This window comes from Carnobacteriaceae bacterium zg-84 (assembly GCA_013874835.1).
Classification (GTDB): domain Bacteria; phylum Bacillota; class Bacilli; order Lactobacillales; family Aerococcaceae; genus WM01.
The window spans coordinates 420,516-437,574 of the sequence record CP059430.1; the positions used below are offsets into that span (position 1 = coordinate 420,516).

Here is a 17,059-nt window from a genome sequence, read left to right on the forward strand (position 1 = left end):
AACCTAAGAAAAGCAAAAGAAACAGCAAAAGCAAATCTAGATAAGAAATTAGCTGATAAAACAAATGCGATCAACAACTCAAGCTTAACTGATGAAGAAAAAGTAGAAGCAATAAACCAAGCAAAAGAAGCTAAAAAAGCTGCAGAAGAAGCGATTGAAAAAATATCTGATGAAAACGAAATTACTGGAGCATACGATACTGGAGCAAACAATATAGCAGCAGTAAGTGAAACATCAGCTAAAAAAGCAGAGGCAGAAAGAGCGATCGATGAAGCTAAGCGAGTAAAAGATAGTGCAATTGACAATTCAAACCTAACAGAAGGGGAAAAAGCAGAAGCAAAAGCAGCAACAGATGCAGCAGCAAAAGACGCAAAAGCGAAAATAGCAGCAGCAACAACAAATGCAGATGTAGATTCCAAAAAACAAGCAGGGGAAAGTGCGATAAACGCAGTGTCAACAGATTCAGGATCAAAACAAGCAGCAGTAACAGCATTAGCCCAAGCCCAAAATGAAGCAAATGCAGCAATAGCAGCAAATGACAATCTAAGTCCAGAAGAGAAAGCAAAAGCTAAAAAAGAAGTAGATGATGCGACAAGTGCAGCAATCGATGCAATAAATAAAGCAACAAATAGCGAAGGAATAACAGCTGGACAAACAGAAGGATTAGGCAAAATCGAGTTAGCGAAAGCAAAAGCAGAAGCAGTAGGGAATTTAGAAAAAGCAAAAGCAGATGCCAAAGCAGCAATCGAACAAAATGGACACTTAAGCAGCGAACAAAAAGACAAAGCTAAGGGTGAAGTAGATGCAGCTACAACTGAAGCGATCGAAGCAGTAGGTAATGCAACAGACAAAGAAGGTGTAACAGCAGCAGAAACTAGTGCAACACCAAAAGTTGACTTAGCGAAAGCAAAAGCCGAAGCGATCGAAGCCCTAGCAGCAAGAGTAGAGAGTGCAAATAGTGAAATAGATAATGCCCAAGGTTTAGATAATTCTCAAAAAGAAGCATTAAAAACAAGGTAAAAGAAGAAGCTAAGAAAGCAGAAGACAGCATCAACAGTGCAACAGATGTATCGACAATACCTGGCTTAAAAGATGCAGGACTATCAGAAGTAAACCTAAGAAAAGCAAAAGAAACAGCAAAAGCAAATCTAGATAAGAAATTAGCTGATAAAACAAATGCGATCAACAACTCAAGCTTAACTGATGAAGAAAAAGTAGAAGCAATAAACCAAGCAAAAGAAGCTAAAAAAGCTGCAGAAGAAGCGATTGAAAAAATATCTGATGAAAACGAAATTACTGGAGCATACGATACTGGAGCAAACAATATAGCAGCAGTAAGTGAAACATCAGCTAAAAAAGCAGAGGCAGAAAGAGCGATCGATGAAGCTAAGCGAGTAAAAGATAGTGCAATTGACAATTCAAACCTAACAGAAGGGGAAAAAGCAGAAGCAAAAGCAGCAACAGATGCAGCAGCAAAAGACGCAAAAGCGAAAATAGCAGCAGCAACAACAAATGCAGATGTAGATTCCAAAAAACAAGCAGGGGAAAGTGCGATAAACGCAGTGTCAACAGATTCAGGATCAAAACAAGCAGCAGTAACAGCATTAGCCCAAGCCCAAAATGAAGCAAATGCAGCAATAGCAGCAAATGACAATCTAAGTCCAGAAGAGAAAGCAAAAGCTAAAAAAGAAGTAGATGATGCGACAAGTGCAGCAATCGATGCAATAAATAAAGCAACAAATAGCGAAGGAATAACAGCTGGACAAACAGAAGGATTAGGCAAAATCGAGTTAGCGAAAGCAAAAGCAGAAGCAGTAGGGAATTTAGAAAAAGCAAAAGCAGATGCCAAAGCAGCAATCGAACAAAATGGACACTTAAGCAGCGAACAAAAAGACAAAGCTAAGGGTGAAGTAGATGCAGCTACAACTGAAGCGATCGAAGCAGTAGGTAATGCAACAGACAAAGAAGGTGTAACAGCAGCAGAAACTAGTGCAACACCAAAAGTTGACTTAGCGAAAGCAAAAGCCGAAGCGATCGAAGCCCTAGCAGCAAGAGTAGAGAGTGCAAATAGTGAAATAGATAATGCCCAAGGTTTAGATAATTCTCAAAAAGAAGCATTAAAAAACAAGGTAAAAGAAGAAGCTAAGAAAGCAGAAGACAGCATCAACAGTGCAACAGATGTATCGACAATACCTGGCTTAAAAGATGCAGGACTATCAGAAGTAAACCTAAGAAAAGCAAAAGAAACAGCAAAAGCAAATCTAGATAAGAAATTAGCTGATAAAACAAATGCGATCAACAACTCAAGCTTAACTGATGAAGAAAAAGTAGAAGCAATAAACCAAGCAAAAGAAGCTAAAAAAGCTGCAGAAGAAGCGATTGAAAAAATATCTGATGAAAACGAAATTACTGGAGCATACGATACTGGAGCAAACAATATAGCAGCAGTAAGTGAAACATCAGCTAAAAAAGCAGAGGCAGAAAGAGCGATCGATGAAGCTAAGCGAGTAAAAGATAGTGCAATTGACAATTCAAACCTAACAGAAGGGGAAAAAGCAGAAGCAAAAGCAGCAACAGATGCAGCAGCAAAAGACGCAAAAGCGAAAATAGCAGCAGCAACAACAAATGCAGATGTAGATTCCAAAAAACAAGCAGGGGAAAGTGCGATAAACGCAGTGTCAACAGATTCAGTATCAAAACAAGCAGCAGTAACAGCATTAGCCCAAGCCCAAAATGAAGCAAATGCAGCAATAGCAGCAAATGACAATCTAAGTCCAGAAGAGAAAGCAAAAGCTAAAAAAGAAGTAGATGATGCGACAAGTGCAGCAATCGATGCAATAAATAAAGCAACAAATAGCGAAGGAATAACAGCTGGACAAACAGAAGGATTAGGCAAAATCGAGTTAGCGAAAGCAAAAGCAGAAGCAGTAGGGAATTTAGAAAAAGCAAAAGCAGATGCCAAAGCAGCAATCGAACAAAATGGACACTTAAGCAGCGAACAAAAAGACAAAGCTAAGGGTGAAGTAGATGCAGCTACAACTGAAGCGATCGAAGCAGTAGGTAATGCAACAGACAAAGAAGGTGTAACAGCAGCAGAAACTAGTGCAACACCAAAAGTTGACTTAGCGAAAGCAAAAGCCGAAGCGATCGAAGCCCTAGCAGCAAGAGTAGAGAGTGCAAATAGTGAAATAGATAATGCCCAAGGTTTAGATAATTCTCAAAAAGAAGCATTAAAAAACAAGGTAAAAGAAGAAGCTAAGAAAGCAGAAGACAGCATCAACAGTGCAACAGATGTATCGACAATACCTGGCTTAAAAGATGCAGGACTATCAGAAGTAAACCTAAGAAAAGCAAAAGAAACAGCAAAAGCAAATCTAGATAAGAAATTAGCTGATAAAACAAATGCGATCAACAACTCAAGCTTAACTGATGAAGAAAAAGTAGAAGCAATAAACCAAGCAAAAGAAGCTAAAAAAGCTGCAGAAGAAGCGATTGAAAAAATATCTGATGAAAACGAAATTACTGGAGCATACGATACTGGAGCAAACAATATAGCAGCAGTAAGTGAAACATCAGCTAAAAAAGCAGAGGCAGAAAGAGCGATCGATGAAGCTAAGCGAGTAAAAGATAGTGCAATTGACAATTCAAACCTAACAGAAGGGGAAAAAGCAGAAGCAAAAGCAGCAACAGATGCAGCAGCAAAAGACGCAAAAGCGAAAATAGCAGCAGCAACAACAAATGCAGATGTAGATTCCAAAAAACAAGCAGGGGAAAGTGCGATAAACGCAGTGTCAACAGATTCAGGATCAAAACAAGCAGCAGTAACAGCATTAGCCCAAGCCCAAAATGAAGCAAATGCAGCAATAGCAGCAAATGACAATCTAAGTCCAGAAGAGAAAGCAAAAGCTAAAAAAGAAGTAGATGATGCGACAAGTGCAGCAATCGATGCAATAAATAAAGCAACAAATAGCGAAGGAATAACAGCTGGACAAACAGAAGGATTAGGCAAAATCGAGTTAGCGAAAGCAAAAGCAGAAGCAGTAGGGAATTTAGAAAAAGCAAAAGCAGATGCCAAAGCAGCAATCGAACAAAATGGACACTTAAGCAGCGAACAAAAAGACAAAGCTAAGGGTGAAGTAGATGCAGCTACAACTGAAGCGATCGAAGCAGTAGGTAATGCAACAGACAAAGAAGGTGTAACAGCAGCAGAAACTAGTGCAACACCAAAAGTTGACTTAGCGAAAGCAAAAGCCGAAGCGATCGAAGCCCTAGCAGCAAGAGTAGAGAGTGCAAATAGTGAAATAGATAATGCCCAAGGTTTAGATAATTCTCAAAAAGAAGCATTAAAAAACAAGGTAAAAGAAGAAGCTAAGAAAGCAGAAGACAGCATCAACAGTGCAACAGATGTATCGACAATACCTGGCTTAAAAGATGCAGGACTATCAGAAGTAAACCTAAGAAAAGCAAAAGAAACAGCAAAAGCAAATCTAGATAAGAAATTAGCTGATAAAACAAATGCGATCAACAACTCAAGCTTAACTGATGAAGAAAAAGTAGAAGCAATAAACCAAGCAAAAGAAGCTAAAAAAGCTGCAGAAGAAGCGATTGAAAAAATATCTGATGAAAACGAAATTACTGGAGCATACGATACTGGAGCAAACAATATAGCAGCAGTAAGTGAAACATCAGCTAAAAAAGCAGAGGCAGAAAGAGCGATCGATGAAGCTAAGCGAGTAAAAGATAGTGCAATTGACAATTCAAACCTAACAGAAGGGGAAAAAGCAGAAGCAAAAGCAGCAACAGATGCAGCAGCAAAAGACGCAAAAGCGAAAATAGCAGCAGCAACAACAAATGCAGATGTAGATTCCAAAAAACAAGCAGGGGAAAGTGCGATAAACGCAGTGTCAACAGATTCAGGATCAAAACAAGCAGCAGTAACAGCATTAGCCCAAGCCCAAAATGAAGCAAATGCAGCAATAGCAGCAAATGACAATCTAAGTCCAGAAGAGAAAGCAAAAGCTAAAAAAGAAGTAGATGATGCGACAAGTGCAGCAATCGATGCAATAAATAAAGCAACAAATAGCGAAGGAATAACAGCTGGACAAACAGAAGGATTAGGCAAAATCGAGTTAGCGAAAGCAAAAGCAGAAGCAGTAGGGAATTTAGAAAAAGCAAAAGCAGATGCCAAAGCAGCAATCGAACAAAATGGACACTTAAGCAGCGAACAAAAAGACAAAGCTAAGGGTGAAGTAGATGCAGCTACAACTGAAGCGATCGAAGCAGTAGGTAATGCAACAGACAAAGAAGGTGTAACAGCAGCAAAACAAGCAGGGGTATCAAAAGTTTCTGTCATATTACCAGCTTATAAAATAAGAGTATCTGATACAAATAACATTGATCAAACAACAAAAGATAAACTAAAAGAAGAGCTACTACGTTTAAATCCAGGTGCAACGATTATTTTTGGTGACAACAGAGTAACAGTTAATAACTTAGAAATACCATATACAGAGTTAATAGCAAAAGGTAACTACGAAGTTAATGTAGATACTCCTAATTACGATAAGCCAAGATTTGAATTAGGCGTAATCTTACCTGATAACAATAAAGTTGGTAAAGATAAACTTAACTTCAATAAATCAATCTCTAATATAGATGTAGATAGTAACAAAGAAGGTACAACTTCATCTAATAAAGATGAATATCAAAACAAAAAACTACCAAAAACAGGAGCAATAGAGCAAAATACAATATTCTATGGAGCTACTGTACTGGGATTAGGTTTAATGATTGCATCATTAAGAAGACGAATTGAAGAAGAAAAGGAATAAATCGAATATAAAATATCAAGTTGATATTGCCATATAAAGTTAATGTAACTAGGAAGTAAAAAACGAGATATTTCATTTCTACTTCTATTAATATCAGTTGTTTTTGGTGAATAAAAAAAGATAAGAAGTAATCTTTATCTAATTATTTTTTGAAACCTATTAGTATATTTATTTAAATAAATTATGTACTTTGTTTATCATAATATCTTAAAATAAAGGAGATAATAATATGATTTCTAAGTTGAAAAGTCAGCGAGAATTTTTTTGCAAGAAGTGCGGAAGAAAAGTTGAGACTTTAGAAGGTGTTTTAGATAGGCGTACAGTATTTTGTAGTCATCTTTGTAGGAGACGCTATTGGCGTCATTCTGATAGACGAAGCTCTCAAGACATCAAATGATTTATTGGCTCTATGTCAAATAGGGTTGATGACTCATAAAAGGTAGTGATGTAACAAATGTTACGTCACTATCTTTTTATTTTGGCTCTTCGTCAAATTGTGTTGGTGGAGAGAAATAGTGAGTATGTTGGTAGTGAATGGCATTAACCATTCACTACCTTTTTCACATTCTTTTTCTGCCATTGGGAATGGTGTTGTATGATTAAAATACGTAATCTAAAATAGGAAAAACGTCTATAGCCATAGGCAATGCGTTTGATAACTTTAATATGATTGTTGATAGCTTCTGTGATACCGTTTGAATAAGGTAGTATGGTAAAAGCTTGATAAATACTATTCTGATAGGTTTTTAAAATATCAAATTTCTTTCTAAACCACTCTGTTAATGTCAACAATTTTTGGCTCTTCGTCAAATTGTGTTGGTGGAGAGAAATAGTGAGTATGTTGGTAGTGAATGGCATTAACCATTCACTACCTTTTTCACATTCTTTTTCTGCCACTGAGAATGGTGTTGTATGATTAAAATACGCAATCTAAAATAAGAAAAACGTCTGTAGCCATAGGCAATCCGTTTGATGACTTTAATATGATTGTTGATAGCTTCTGTGATACCGTTTGAATAAGGTGTGGTAAAAGCTTGATAAATACCATTCTGATAGGTTTTAAAAATATCAAATTTCTTTCTAAACCACTCTGGTAATGACGGGTCAATATGATGAATAACCTCCATAAATGACTCAAAATCTCGCTGTCTATAAGCATATCTCAACTCTTGTACAAACTCATATGCTTGTTTTAAAACAGGACTATAGTCTAATAATCTATCCAGGATTTGTGCGTGTGTCAGATATGTTTTAAAGGATTGGTGATAGTGATAGTCTGTATCATTTACATCAAAGGCATCTTTTAATAATAATTTCCAGTATTTCTTTAAGTGTTTATAAGCCTTTTCTTCTTTTTTAAAGGTGTTCATTTCTTTTATACGTAGTGTATTTAAATTCCGATGTATATGTTGTATGATATGAAATCTATCTGTGACAATAACGGCATTAGGAAAAACCTTCTGAATAAGTTTGCCATAATTGGCATTCATATCCATAACAAGATAGCGAACGCTATGTCTTGCTTTTTTAGAAAATTGTTTAAAATAAGTGATTAAATGGTCTAATTGGCGACTAGGTAACACATCAATAATACGGTGCGTCAATCCGTCTACACAGATAAAACTCATCTTCCCTAAATGAGATGTCACAGACTTAAATTCGTCGATACATAGTACCTTAGGTAGATAATGAAAAGACGGTTTAACTTGTTTTGTATATTTATCTAAGACACGTTGTACGGTCACATCAGATACAAAGTGGTCTTGGCAGATATGTTTTCTTGAAATATTTTTCGTTAAATCAAGTGCGATAAGTTGTTTTAATTCTTTAGAAATACAACAATGTTTATCGACTAAAGAACACGAAGAAGAACAGGTTTTTAGACACGTTTTACAGCGATAACGGGTTCTTTTAAGAAGTAAAACAGTTTTGATTTGTCTAAACTTTGGTAATAATGTTTTCGTTTGATATGTTCCATGTTTGATGAGTGTTTTAGCATGACAATGTGGACAGGTGTGGCAAGGCTTTGTCCAAGTACCTTTAATAAAGTGGTGTGGAATACCATTTATTGTTTTTTCTTCTAACCAATGTTCATCAGCTATGAAAGATTTATCTGTTAATGTCAATAATTTTTTTGTATAATAATCCATGAGAAATACCTCCTTGTTTAATTGTGGTGATTTAATCATACAGGTATTTCTCTTTTTTTGTCCACTTTTATATACAAAATCGTGTTGGTGGATTATTCCCACCAACACGATTTATTATAGAGCCCAATTTTTTTGTATAATAATTCATGAGAAATACCTCCTTGTTTAATTGTGGTGATTTAATCATACAGGTATTTCTCTTTTTTTGTCCACTTTTATATACAAAATCGTGCTGGTGGATTATTCTCACCAACACGATTTATTATAGAGCCGAAAAAAGAAGGAGGTAAACATGCGAATAAATGATTTTCATAACGTTTTAGAACTTGTAAAACAAGATGTCCTGCATAATGAAGCAGAGTATCTAAAGCTCTTAAAAGTTGTCGGAAATAATCAAAGATACGACTTTAGAAGTCAATTAAGTATCTATGATAAAAATCCTGAAGCGACAGCCTGTGCCAAGTTCGACTATTGGAGGGAACGCTTTAACCGAACAGTTATGCGAGGACAGAAAGGGATACCAATTTTAGAGGACTATGGCACATACAAAAAAGTGGCATATATTTTTGATATAAGCCAGACAGTTTCAAGAAACAGGGAGGTCAATGAAGTCAATCTTTGGAGATATGATAAGGAAGCTCATAGGGATGTCTTAAAGGAAATGATAACAAGAGAGGGCTATGAGGAAAGTGAAAGCACCTTAGAAAATATCTTTTCTTTAAGTAAACTTTACGGTGATGAAAAGATAGACAGCCTTATGAATGAGCTTAGAATAGCTGATGAGGATAGAATATCCTTTACCAAATTTGTTAGGGACTCAGCGAGTTATGCAGTAGCTTCAAGATTTAAGGTAGACTATCCTGTGGATAATGAGCTTTTAAGAGAAAATTTTCAAAGACTTGGCAGTATATCCCTAATGAGTCTTGGTGAAACCGTATCGGATATTAGCGGAAAGATTATTGATGAAACTATTCAAAGAAGCAAAGAGCTTGAGCTTAAAAAAGAAGTTTTAAGAGGTAAAGAAGCAGGATACAATAGGATTAAAGAAGAAATTGAGAAAGGAGATAATAATGTACTTCGACGAGATGATCAGAAAAGAAATGAAAATGAGCGAGTTCTCAGAAATGGAGAGTACGGACGAGATAATAGAGAAAATCAGGGAGAATACGCTAAACAGCTTGGAGGAACAGATGGACTTCATAAGGGAGTATCCGAATCCGACCTACGCAGTGATGAGGCTGGATTATTTATCACAGAGAGAGGAGCAGAGCCACTTCGAGATGTTAGTGGATCTATACAAGGAGAAGAAGCTGACAGGACACCTGATGGATATTCAGAAACAAGCGATAGAGTTTATGAGAACGGAGAAGCCGAAATTGATGAAGGCGTGGAAGATAGAGGACGAGAACCATCCACAGTATGGGGCGATGATTTCAGCTCTGAAGGAAATGACAATCAAGGAAGTAGTGGAAATTTAAAAGATAATACTAATGTAGAGTTAAAAGAGGCTGAAAAGGCTTCTTTTTCTTTACCTGAAAATACCTACGGACAGATGAGGCTCACAATTCCGCTTAATGAAAGGGATATAGATACTATCCTTATTAACGGAGGAAATCATGATGGAAGTAGACTTCCTGTTATCGCTGAGTTTTCTAAAGGAAAGAGCAATGAAGAATTGGGAGATTATCTAAAAAATACCTTTAGAGGAGGAAATGGATTTTACATTGATGAAAGAGAAGTATCTTCCTGGTATTCGGATAAAGGCATTCATTTAGCTTATGGAACTTCTGCAAGAGAAGATGATACGCAAATTTTAAGCTGGAGTGATGCAGCAAGTAGAATAAATGAGCTTCTTGATAGTGGTAAGTTTGCTACAAATGTAGATCTTTCTGAGGCTCTTGATTATGAAAGAAATCGGATTTCAGAATCACTATGGTATCTAACGCATGATTTAAGCGAAGAAGGACAAGCACAGGGATATTTTGAACTATTGAAAACAAGTGGAGGAGGCTTTCCGGAAGAAACGAAAAGGTTGTCTGAAGCATTAAAAAATCCTGAATACTTAAAGGAAACAATCAAAGAATATGGCAGATTTTTAGGGGGATACAAAGAAAAGAGAAATGTATTAAGGTTTCACTATCACAAGGTAGATAGTCTATATAAGAGGTTACAGGAACTTGAGCTGCCACGAAAGGAATATAGTACCAATCTAACAGAGCTTCCAAAAGTAAAGTCCTTTATTACAGAAGATGAAGTCCTTGAAAATCTTTCAAGAGGAAGTGGCGTCGATAGAGGAAAAGAGCGAATAACAAAGTTTTTCAAAGAAACTCATACTTTGCAGGAAAAAGCTAATTTTCTAAAAGACGAATATGGCATAGGTGGTAGAAGTCATGCAGTATCAGGTGCAATGGGAAGTGATGAATGGCACGATGCAAAGGGACTTAAATTACAGAAGAATAATTGTAATGATGTTTTCCTTACTTGGTCAAGTATGGCAAAGTATATTGACGAGCTGCTTTCTAAAAATCTTTATCTTGAAGAAAAGAAAATAGAAAGTAAGTCAGAGATAGAAGAAGCAAAAGCACCGCAATATTATTCTAAAGATAATCCTGAAAACTTAATGACTGATGAAATGCTTGAAAGAGTACCTGAACTTTACGCACAGGAAGATGTAGCTTTAGCGGATAAAGAGGTTCATGCAGCATATATTATTCCTTTCCGTTCTAACTGGACTTGGTATATGACGGAATATGACAGGGAAAGTAAAGATGCTTTTGGACTTGTACTTGGGATAGAACCTGAATGGGGATATTTTAATCTTGAGGAGTTAAAGGAATTAAATGTCCAAAGGCTTGTTTTAGAGGATTTTCCAAAGACCTTTAGAGAACTTAAAGACAGTGAACTTAAAAAGCAGATGGATGAGCAGGAGCTTCATCATGTCTTTAATGGAGAGCTAAGTTTTGAGGAGAATAATACAGAGTTTGAAGCACCTGAAGAAGTAGAAAAAAGCATAAAAGCAGAACCTTTTCAGGCTACCTTATTTGATTATCTAAAGGAAAAAGAAGAAGTAGAGCTTAATGAAAAAGAGGACAGCCTTTCAGATGAGTTTGCAGTTAAAGAAGGCGATACCGTCTATTTTAATCATGTGGAGTACAAAGTAAGAGAGCTTTCTAAAAATCAAATTACAGGAAGAAATGATTTATGGCTTGATCCTGTAAGACAAGGTAATCATCAAATCCCGATTGTAGCCTTTACAGATAATGAGGATTTATTAAGACAAATAAGTCTTGAAAGACCTGAATTTATCATCGGCGATGAAGTGAACTATAAGGGGAAAGACTACACCATCACACGCTTTGATGATATGGGAAATAACTTAAAGACGGTAACAGTTAAGGATAATACCGAATATCTTGGCGGTATGATAACAGGCTCCGATGTAATTCCTTATCGTCTTGAAAGCGATCTTGAGAGAGTATTTGAAAATCTGACATATAAAAAGCCTGAAACTATTGCTAAAGAAAGTGAAATAGAGAGAACAGAAGCTCATAACTTCAAGATTACGGAAGAAACATTACCTGAAAAGTTATCTCCAAGTGAAAGGCTAAATAATAACCTTGAAGCAATTTCCATGCTTAATAGAGTGGAGAATGGGCAAAGAGAGCTTGACAGTACAGCTCAGAAAGTTTTAGCAAGGTATGTAGGCTGGGGTGGACTTGCTGATGTATTCGATGAAGAAAAAGGCGGACAGTGGAAAGAAGCGAGGAGCTTTCTAAAGGAAAACTTATCTCAGGCAGAATATGAAGCTGCAAGAGAATCTACCCTAACGAGCTTTTACACACCGAAAACTGTTATTGACGGCGTATATAAGACACTTTCAGATATGGGATTTAAGAGCGGAAATATCCTTGAGCTATCAATGGGCATCGGAAACTTTATAGGAAATCTTCCTGATGAAATGCGTAGGTCAAAGTTTTATGGTGTAGAGCTTGACTCTATAAGCGGTAGGATTGGAAAACTTTTATATCCTGAAAGTGATATACAGATTAAAGGACTTGAAGAAACTTCCTTTTCCAATAACTTCTTCGATGCAGTTATCGGTAATGTTCCCTTTGGAGAATATAAGGTCAATGACAGGGAGTATAACAAAAATAACTTCCTTATCCACGATTATTTCTTTGCCAAGTCTATTGATAAAGTCAGAAACGGCGGCGTCATCGCCTTTATCACATCAAGTGGAACAATGGATAAAAAGGACGAAAGTGTCAGACGTTATCTTGCAGCAAGGACTGAGTTTTTAGGAGCGATAAGACTTCCGAACGATACTTTTAAGAGTGTTGCCGGAACAGAGGTAACAAGCGATATTATCTTTCTAAAGAAAAGAGATAGCGTATTAGAGCGTGATGAAGATTGGATACACCTTGCGGAAGATGAAAACGGTCTTGTATATAACAAATACTTTGTTGATCATCCTGAACAGGTACTTGGCTCAATGCGTGAAGTAAGCGGAAGATTTGGAAAAACTCTAACTTGTGAGCCGATAGCTTATTTAGGCACAGAGCTAAATATGGCTTCATTGAAGGATCGTATCGAGATTGCAAGAGAAAGAATTTCAAAAGATGCCAAGTATGAAGAAATAGAGCTTTTAGATGATGAAATCACTTCAATCCCGGCAACGGATGATGTAAAGAACTTCTCTTATACCTTAATTGATGATGAAGTCTATTACAGAGAAAACTCCCTATTTGTAAAGAAAGAGTTAACGGATAAAAACAAAGAAAAAATCAAGGATTATCTTGAGCTGAATGCTGCCTTAAAAGATGTGATTTACAAGCAGAAAGAAGATTTTAGTGAGGAAGAAATCAAGGCTTCACAGGAAAAACTAAATGAAGTCTATGATCGTTTTTCTAATAAGCATGGCTTTGTAAATAATTTAAGCAATACCAGAGCTTTAAAAGAGGATAGCAACTTTCCACTTGTTTCCTCCATTGAAATCCTTGATGAAGAAGAAAATTTCAAGGCAAAGGGAGATATTTTCTCCAAAAGAACTATTACAAAGGCTAAAGTCATAGATCATGTTGATACTTCTTTAGAAGCCCTTGTTTTATCGGTATCTGAAAAAGGATATGTAGACTTTGACTATATGGAAAGCCTGACAGGTAAAGACAGACCGACTTTGATTGAGGAACTTAGGGGAGAGATTTATCTAAATATCAGAGAGGAACAAAACTTTTATAGACCACTGTCTTTTAACTTGGAATATGGAGATTTACCTTTTGCTTGTGCCAATGATAGCAACTCCTATAAGTATGGCTATGTAACAAAAGATGAGTACCTATCAGGAAATATCAGGGATAAGATTGCCATCGTAGACAGCTACTTTGCAAAGCTAAGACAAACGGAAAGAGAACTCCCCCATCTTGGCTATGCAGAAGATGGTAAAGAAAAAGAACTGATTAGCTATGAGATGAATCGTTCGGAATACCAAAAGGCTGAGCTTATGAAAGTTCTCCCAAAGGAGCTTGAAGCAAGTGAAATCAATGTGCGTCTTGGTGCAACTTGGATACCGATTAAAGATATTGAGAAATATATCTTTGAAACGCTGAAAACCCCGGGATATGCAAGATGGGATATTAAGGTTAAGTTTTCAAACCTGACAAGTGAATGGAATGTAGAAGGTAAAAGTAGGGATAGAGGAAATGACCTCGCTGAAATGACCTATGGTACATCAAGGGTAAATGCCTATAAGCTGATTGAAGATGCTCTAAACCTTAAAGAAACAAAGGTATTTGACCAGATTGTAAATCCGGACGGTTCTAAAACTTCTGTCCTAAATAAAAAAGAAACCATGCTTGCAGGACAAAAGCAGGAGTTATTAAAAGAAGAATTTAAGAACTGGATATTTAACGATCAGGAAAGAAGAAACCGCCTTGTAAAACTGTATAATGAGCGTTTTAACTCGATAAGAAACAGAGAATATGACGGAAGTAATCTTTCTTTTGAGGGAATGAATACTAAAATAGAACTTAGACCTCATCAGAGAAACGCTATCGCACGAAGTCTTTACGGAGGAAATACCCTGCTTGCTCATGTCGTGGGTAGTGGAAAGACTTTTGAGATGGTAGCTTCTGCAATGGAATCTAAAAGACTTGGAATGTGTAGTAAGTCCTTGTTTGTTGTACCCAATCACTTAACAGGACAAATCGGTCGTGAGTTTATGCAGCTCTATCCGTCTGCGAACATTATGGTGGCTGATAAGAAAGACTTTGAGCCAAAAAACAGAAAGAGATTTATCGGGAAGATTGCCACAGGGGAATATGATGCCGTTGTTATCGGGCATACGCAGTTTGAAAAAATCCCTATGTCTAAGGAATATCAAGAGAAGCATATTCAGGATCAGATTGATGAAATCATTAACTATGTTGAGGAATATAAGCATGATAGAAATCAGAACTTTACGGTAAAGCAGCTTGAAAAGACGAAGAAGAAACTGGAAACAAGGCTCGAGAAATTAAATGACGATTTTAAGAAAGATGATGTCATTACCTTTGAGGAATTAGGAGTTGATAAGCTCTTTGTTGATGAAGCACACAACTACAAAAATCTTTATCTTTATACAAAAATGCGTAATGTTGCAGGAATCGGTCAAAGTGAAGCCTTTAAGTCCTCCGATATGTTTATGAAATGTAGATACATGGATGAAATGACAAATGGAAAAGGCATTGTCTTTGCAACGGGAACTCCTGTATCAAATTCTATGACTGAGCTTTATACCATGCAGCGTTATCTTCAGTATGAAAGCCTAAAGAAAAACAATCTGGAGCATTTTGATTCTTGGGCTTCTACCTTTGGGGAAACACAATCTGCTTTTGAACTTTCTCCGGAGGGAACAGGGTATAGAGTAAAAACTCGTTTTTCGAAGTTCTATAACCTTCCTGAACTAATGTCAATGTTTAAGGAAGTTGAAGATATTCAGACAGCAGATATGCTAAATCTTCCAACACCTGAAGCACACTATGAAGTTATTAAGACCTTGCCAAGTGAGGAGCAAAAGGAAATCCTAAAGAGTTTATCTGAAAGAGCAGATGATGTGAGAAATAGGGTGGTAGAGCCTGATGAAGATAATATGCTAAAAATTACTAATGACGGTAAAAAACTTGCTTTAGATCCGCGTTTAATCAATCCTCTGCTACCTGATAATCCTGACAGCAAGGTAAATGTCTGCGTGAAAAATGTGTTTGCCATTTGGGATAAGACAAAAGAAGATAGGTCAACACAGCTTCTATTCTCTGATATGTCCACACCGAAAGGTGATGGAGAGTTTAATATCTATGATGATATACGGGATAAACTTGTAGCAATGGGAATACCGAAAGAAGAAATCGCCTTTATCCATGAAGCAGGTTCCGATAAGCAAAAGGACGAGCTATTTGCAAAGGTAAGAAAAGGAGATGTGAGGATATTGATCGGCTCTACTCAGAAAATGGGAGCCGGCACGAATGTTTAAAACAAACTGGTTGCAATTCATGACCTCGATGTCCCTTGGCGCCCTGCTGACCTTGAACAGCGTGCGGGTAGAATTGTAAGACAGGGTAACGAAAATGAGAAAGTAAATATCTATCGTTATGTTACAGAGAACACATTTTATGCCTATTTGTGTCAGACGATAGAAAACAAACAGAAATTTATTTCACAGATTATGACTTCAAAGACTCCTGTTCGTGTGGCGGAAGATGTAGATGAAAGCAGTTTAAACTATGCAGAGATTAAAGCTCTTGCTACAGGTGATCCTAAGATTAAAGAAAAGATGGATTTGGATAACGAGGTTACGAAGCTGAAGATGTTGGAATCAAACTATAAGTCCAATCGTTACAGATTAGAATAAGGTAGCGAAAAACTATCCGGAAGAAATTGCAAGAACGGAAAAGCTAATAGAAGCTGTAAGGAAAGATATATCGGAAGTTGAACCTAAAGAGGAAGGAGAGAAAAGTTTACTTCCATTACCCTTTTTGGAGAAAAGATTACCGATAAGAAGTTAGCTGGAGAAAAGCTGCTTGAAGCCATTTCCAAAGTGAAAATCAATGGAAGCAAGATTATCGGCAAGTACAGAAATATAGATTTAGAGGTAAGCTACAACTTTTTTACCAATGCCCATGACTTTAGCTTAAATGGTGCTACAAAGTATTCAGGAGAGCTTGGAACGAGTGCGGACGGTAACATTACAAGACTGGATAACGCTCTTGAGAAAATGCCTGAGAAATTAAAGAGGCTTGAAGAAAAGCTCATCAGCACAAAAAAGCAGCTTGAAAATGCCAAAGAGGAATTAAAAAATCCGTTTGAAAAAGCTGATGAATTAAAGAGTAAGGTACTTCGCTTGGCAGAACTGAATAAGCTGCTTGACATTGGAGATGTTGAAGAAAAGAGAAATGATAATCCACTTGTAGAAGATGTAAAAAGAGCAATTATTGATTTCTGTAACAGAGAGTACAAAGAAAATCATAGTTATGATGACTTTAACACCTTGTATCCTGATTTGAAGCACATAGGCATTGCCTATACGAATACGCCAGATGAAAGACATGGTATTCAGTATGAGCTTAATTTAGAGGATAATACATGGACACAGTATATTGATGATATACCAATAAAAACAGAGAGCTTTGATTATGAGAACAAGGGAGAAAATGAAACTCTAAAGAACATAAAAAATGAGATTGAGCTATCTTCTTTTGAAGATTTAGTCTATGTGGATTCTGAAGATTTAAGAGCAGCACTTGGACTTGACATTGATGATGAAGGTAACTTTTATGATCTACTTTCTAAAGACCTTGATAATGATGGAATTACTGACAGATATGACAATGACTTTAAGGACAGCGACTATTTTGAGTCAACTTATGATGTGGAGGACAATCTGTATACCAAAGAGGAAGCCACACAGAAAACGGGTGATAAGCCATCTATTTTAGGTCAGATAAGAGCTTATCAAAATGAGAGCAAGACAGAGGAAAAACAAATTACAAAAGAACAGGAATATGTACGATAACGGGAGGGCAACCTCCCTTTTACCATGAAAGG

General features: G+C 36.7%; 4 protein-coding genes and 4 pseudogenes. 5 read left to right on the forward strand and 3 right to left on the reverse strand.

The features are described 5' to 3' along the window. Nucleotides 1-111 precede the first annotated feature (111 nt). From H1220_02095 to H1220_02110, 4 genes and pseudogenes are all read left to right on the forward strand, one after another. A pseudogene (locus tag H1220_02095) lies at nt 112-459 on the forward strand (DUF1542 domain-containing protein). After that, entirely contained in the window at nt 451-1,020 is a 570-nt protein-coding gene (locus tag H1220_02100) for a GA module-containing protein (protein QMI86175.1), read from the forward strand. Before H1220_02095 ends, H1220_02100 begins: the two are co-directional and overlap by 9 nt. Before the next feature lie 203 nt (nt 1,021-1,223). After that, nucleotides 1,224-1,571: pseudogene (locus H1220_02105) on the forward strand (DUF1542 domain-containing protein). Continuing rightward, on the forward strand, nt 1,563-5,831 hold the full coding sequence (locus H1220_02110; GenBank protein ID QMI86176.1) for a DUF1542 domain-containing protein: 4,269 nt from the start codon (nt 1,563-1,565) through the stop codon (nt 5,829-5,831). Before H1220_02105 ends, H1220_02110 begins: the two are co-directional and overlap by 9 nt. 540 nt (nt 5,832-6,371) lie before the next feature. Here H1220_02110 and H1220_02115 read toward each other — a convergent pair. The 3 genes and pseudogenes from H1220_02115 to H1220_02125 form a co-directional block, all read right to left on the reverse strand. Next, nucleotides 6,372-6,530, reverse strand: a pseudogene (locus tag H1220_02115) (transposase). Nucleotides 6,531-6,688: 158 nt separating this feature from the next. Further along, nucleotides 6,689-8,089 (reverse strand): ISL3 family transposase, encoded by a 1,401-nt coding sequence (locus H1220_02120; GenBank protein QMI86177.1) that lies wholly within the window; start codon nt 8,087-8,089, stop codon nt 6,689-6,691. Beyond that, nucleotides 8,049-8,237, reverse strand: coding sequence for a hypothetical protein (locus H1220_02125; GenBank protein QMI86178.1), 189 nt, complete (start codon nt 8,235-8,237; stop codon nt 8,049-8,051). The genes H1220_02120 and H1220_02125 overlap by 41 nt, the downstream gene beginning before the upstream one ends. A gap of 36 nt (nt 8,238-8,273) precedes the next feature. Here H1220_02125 and H1220_02130 point away from each other — a divergent pair. Continuing rightward, a pseudogene (locus H1220_02130) lies at nt 8,274-17,027 on the forward strand (DEAD/DEAH box helicase family protein). Nucleotides 17,028-17,059 lie beyond the last annotated feature (32 nt).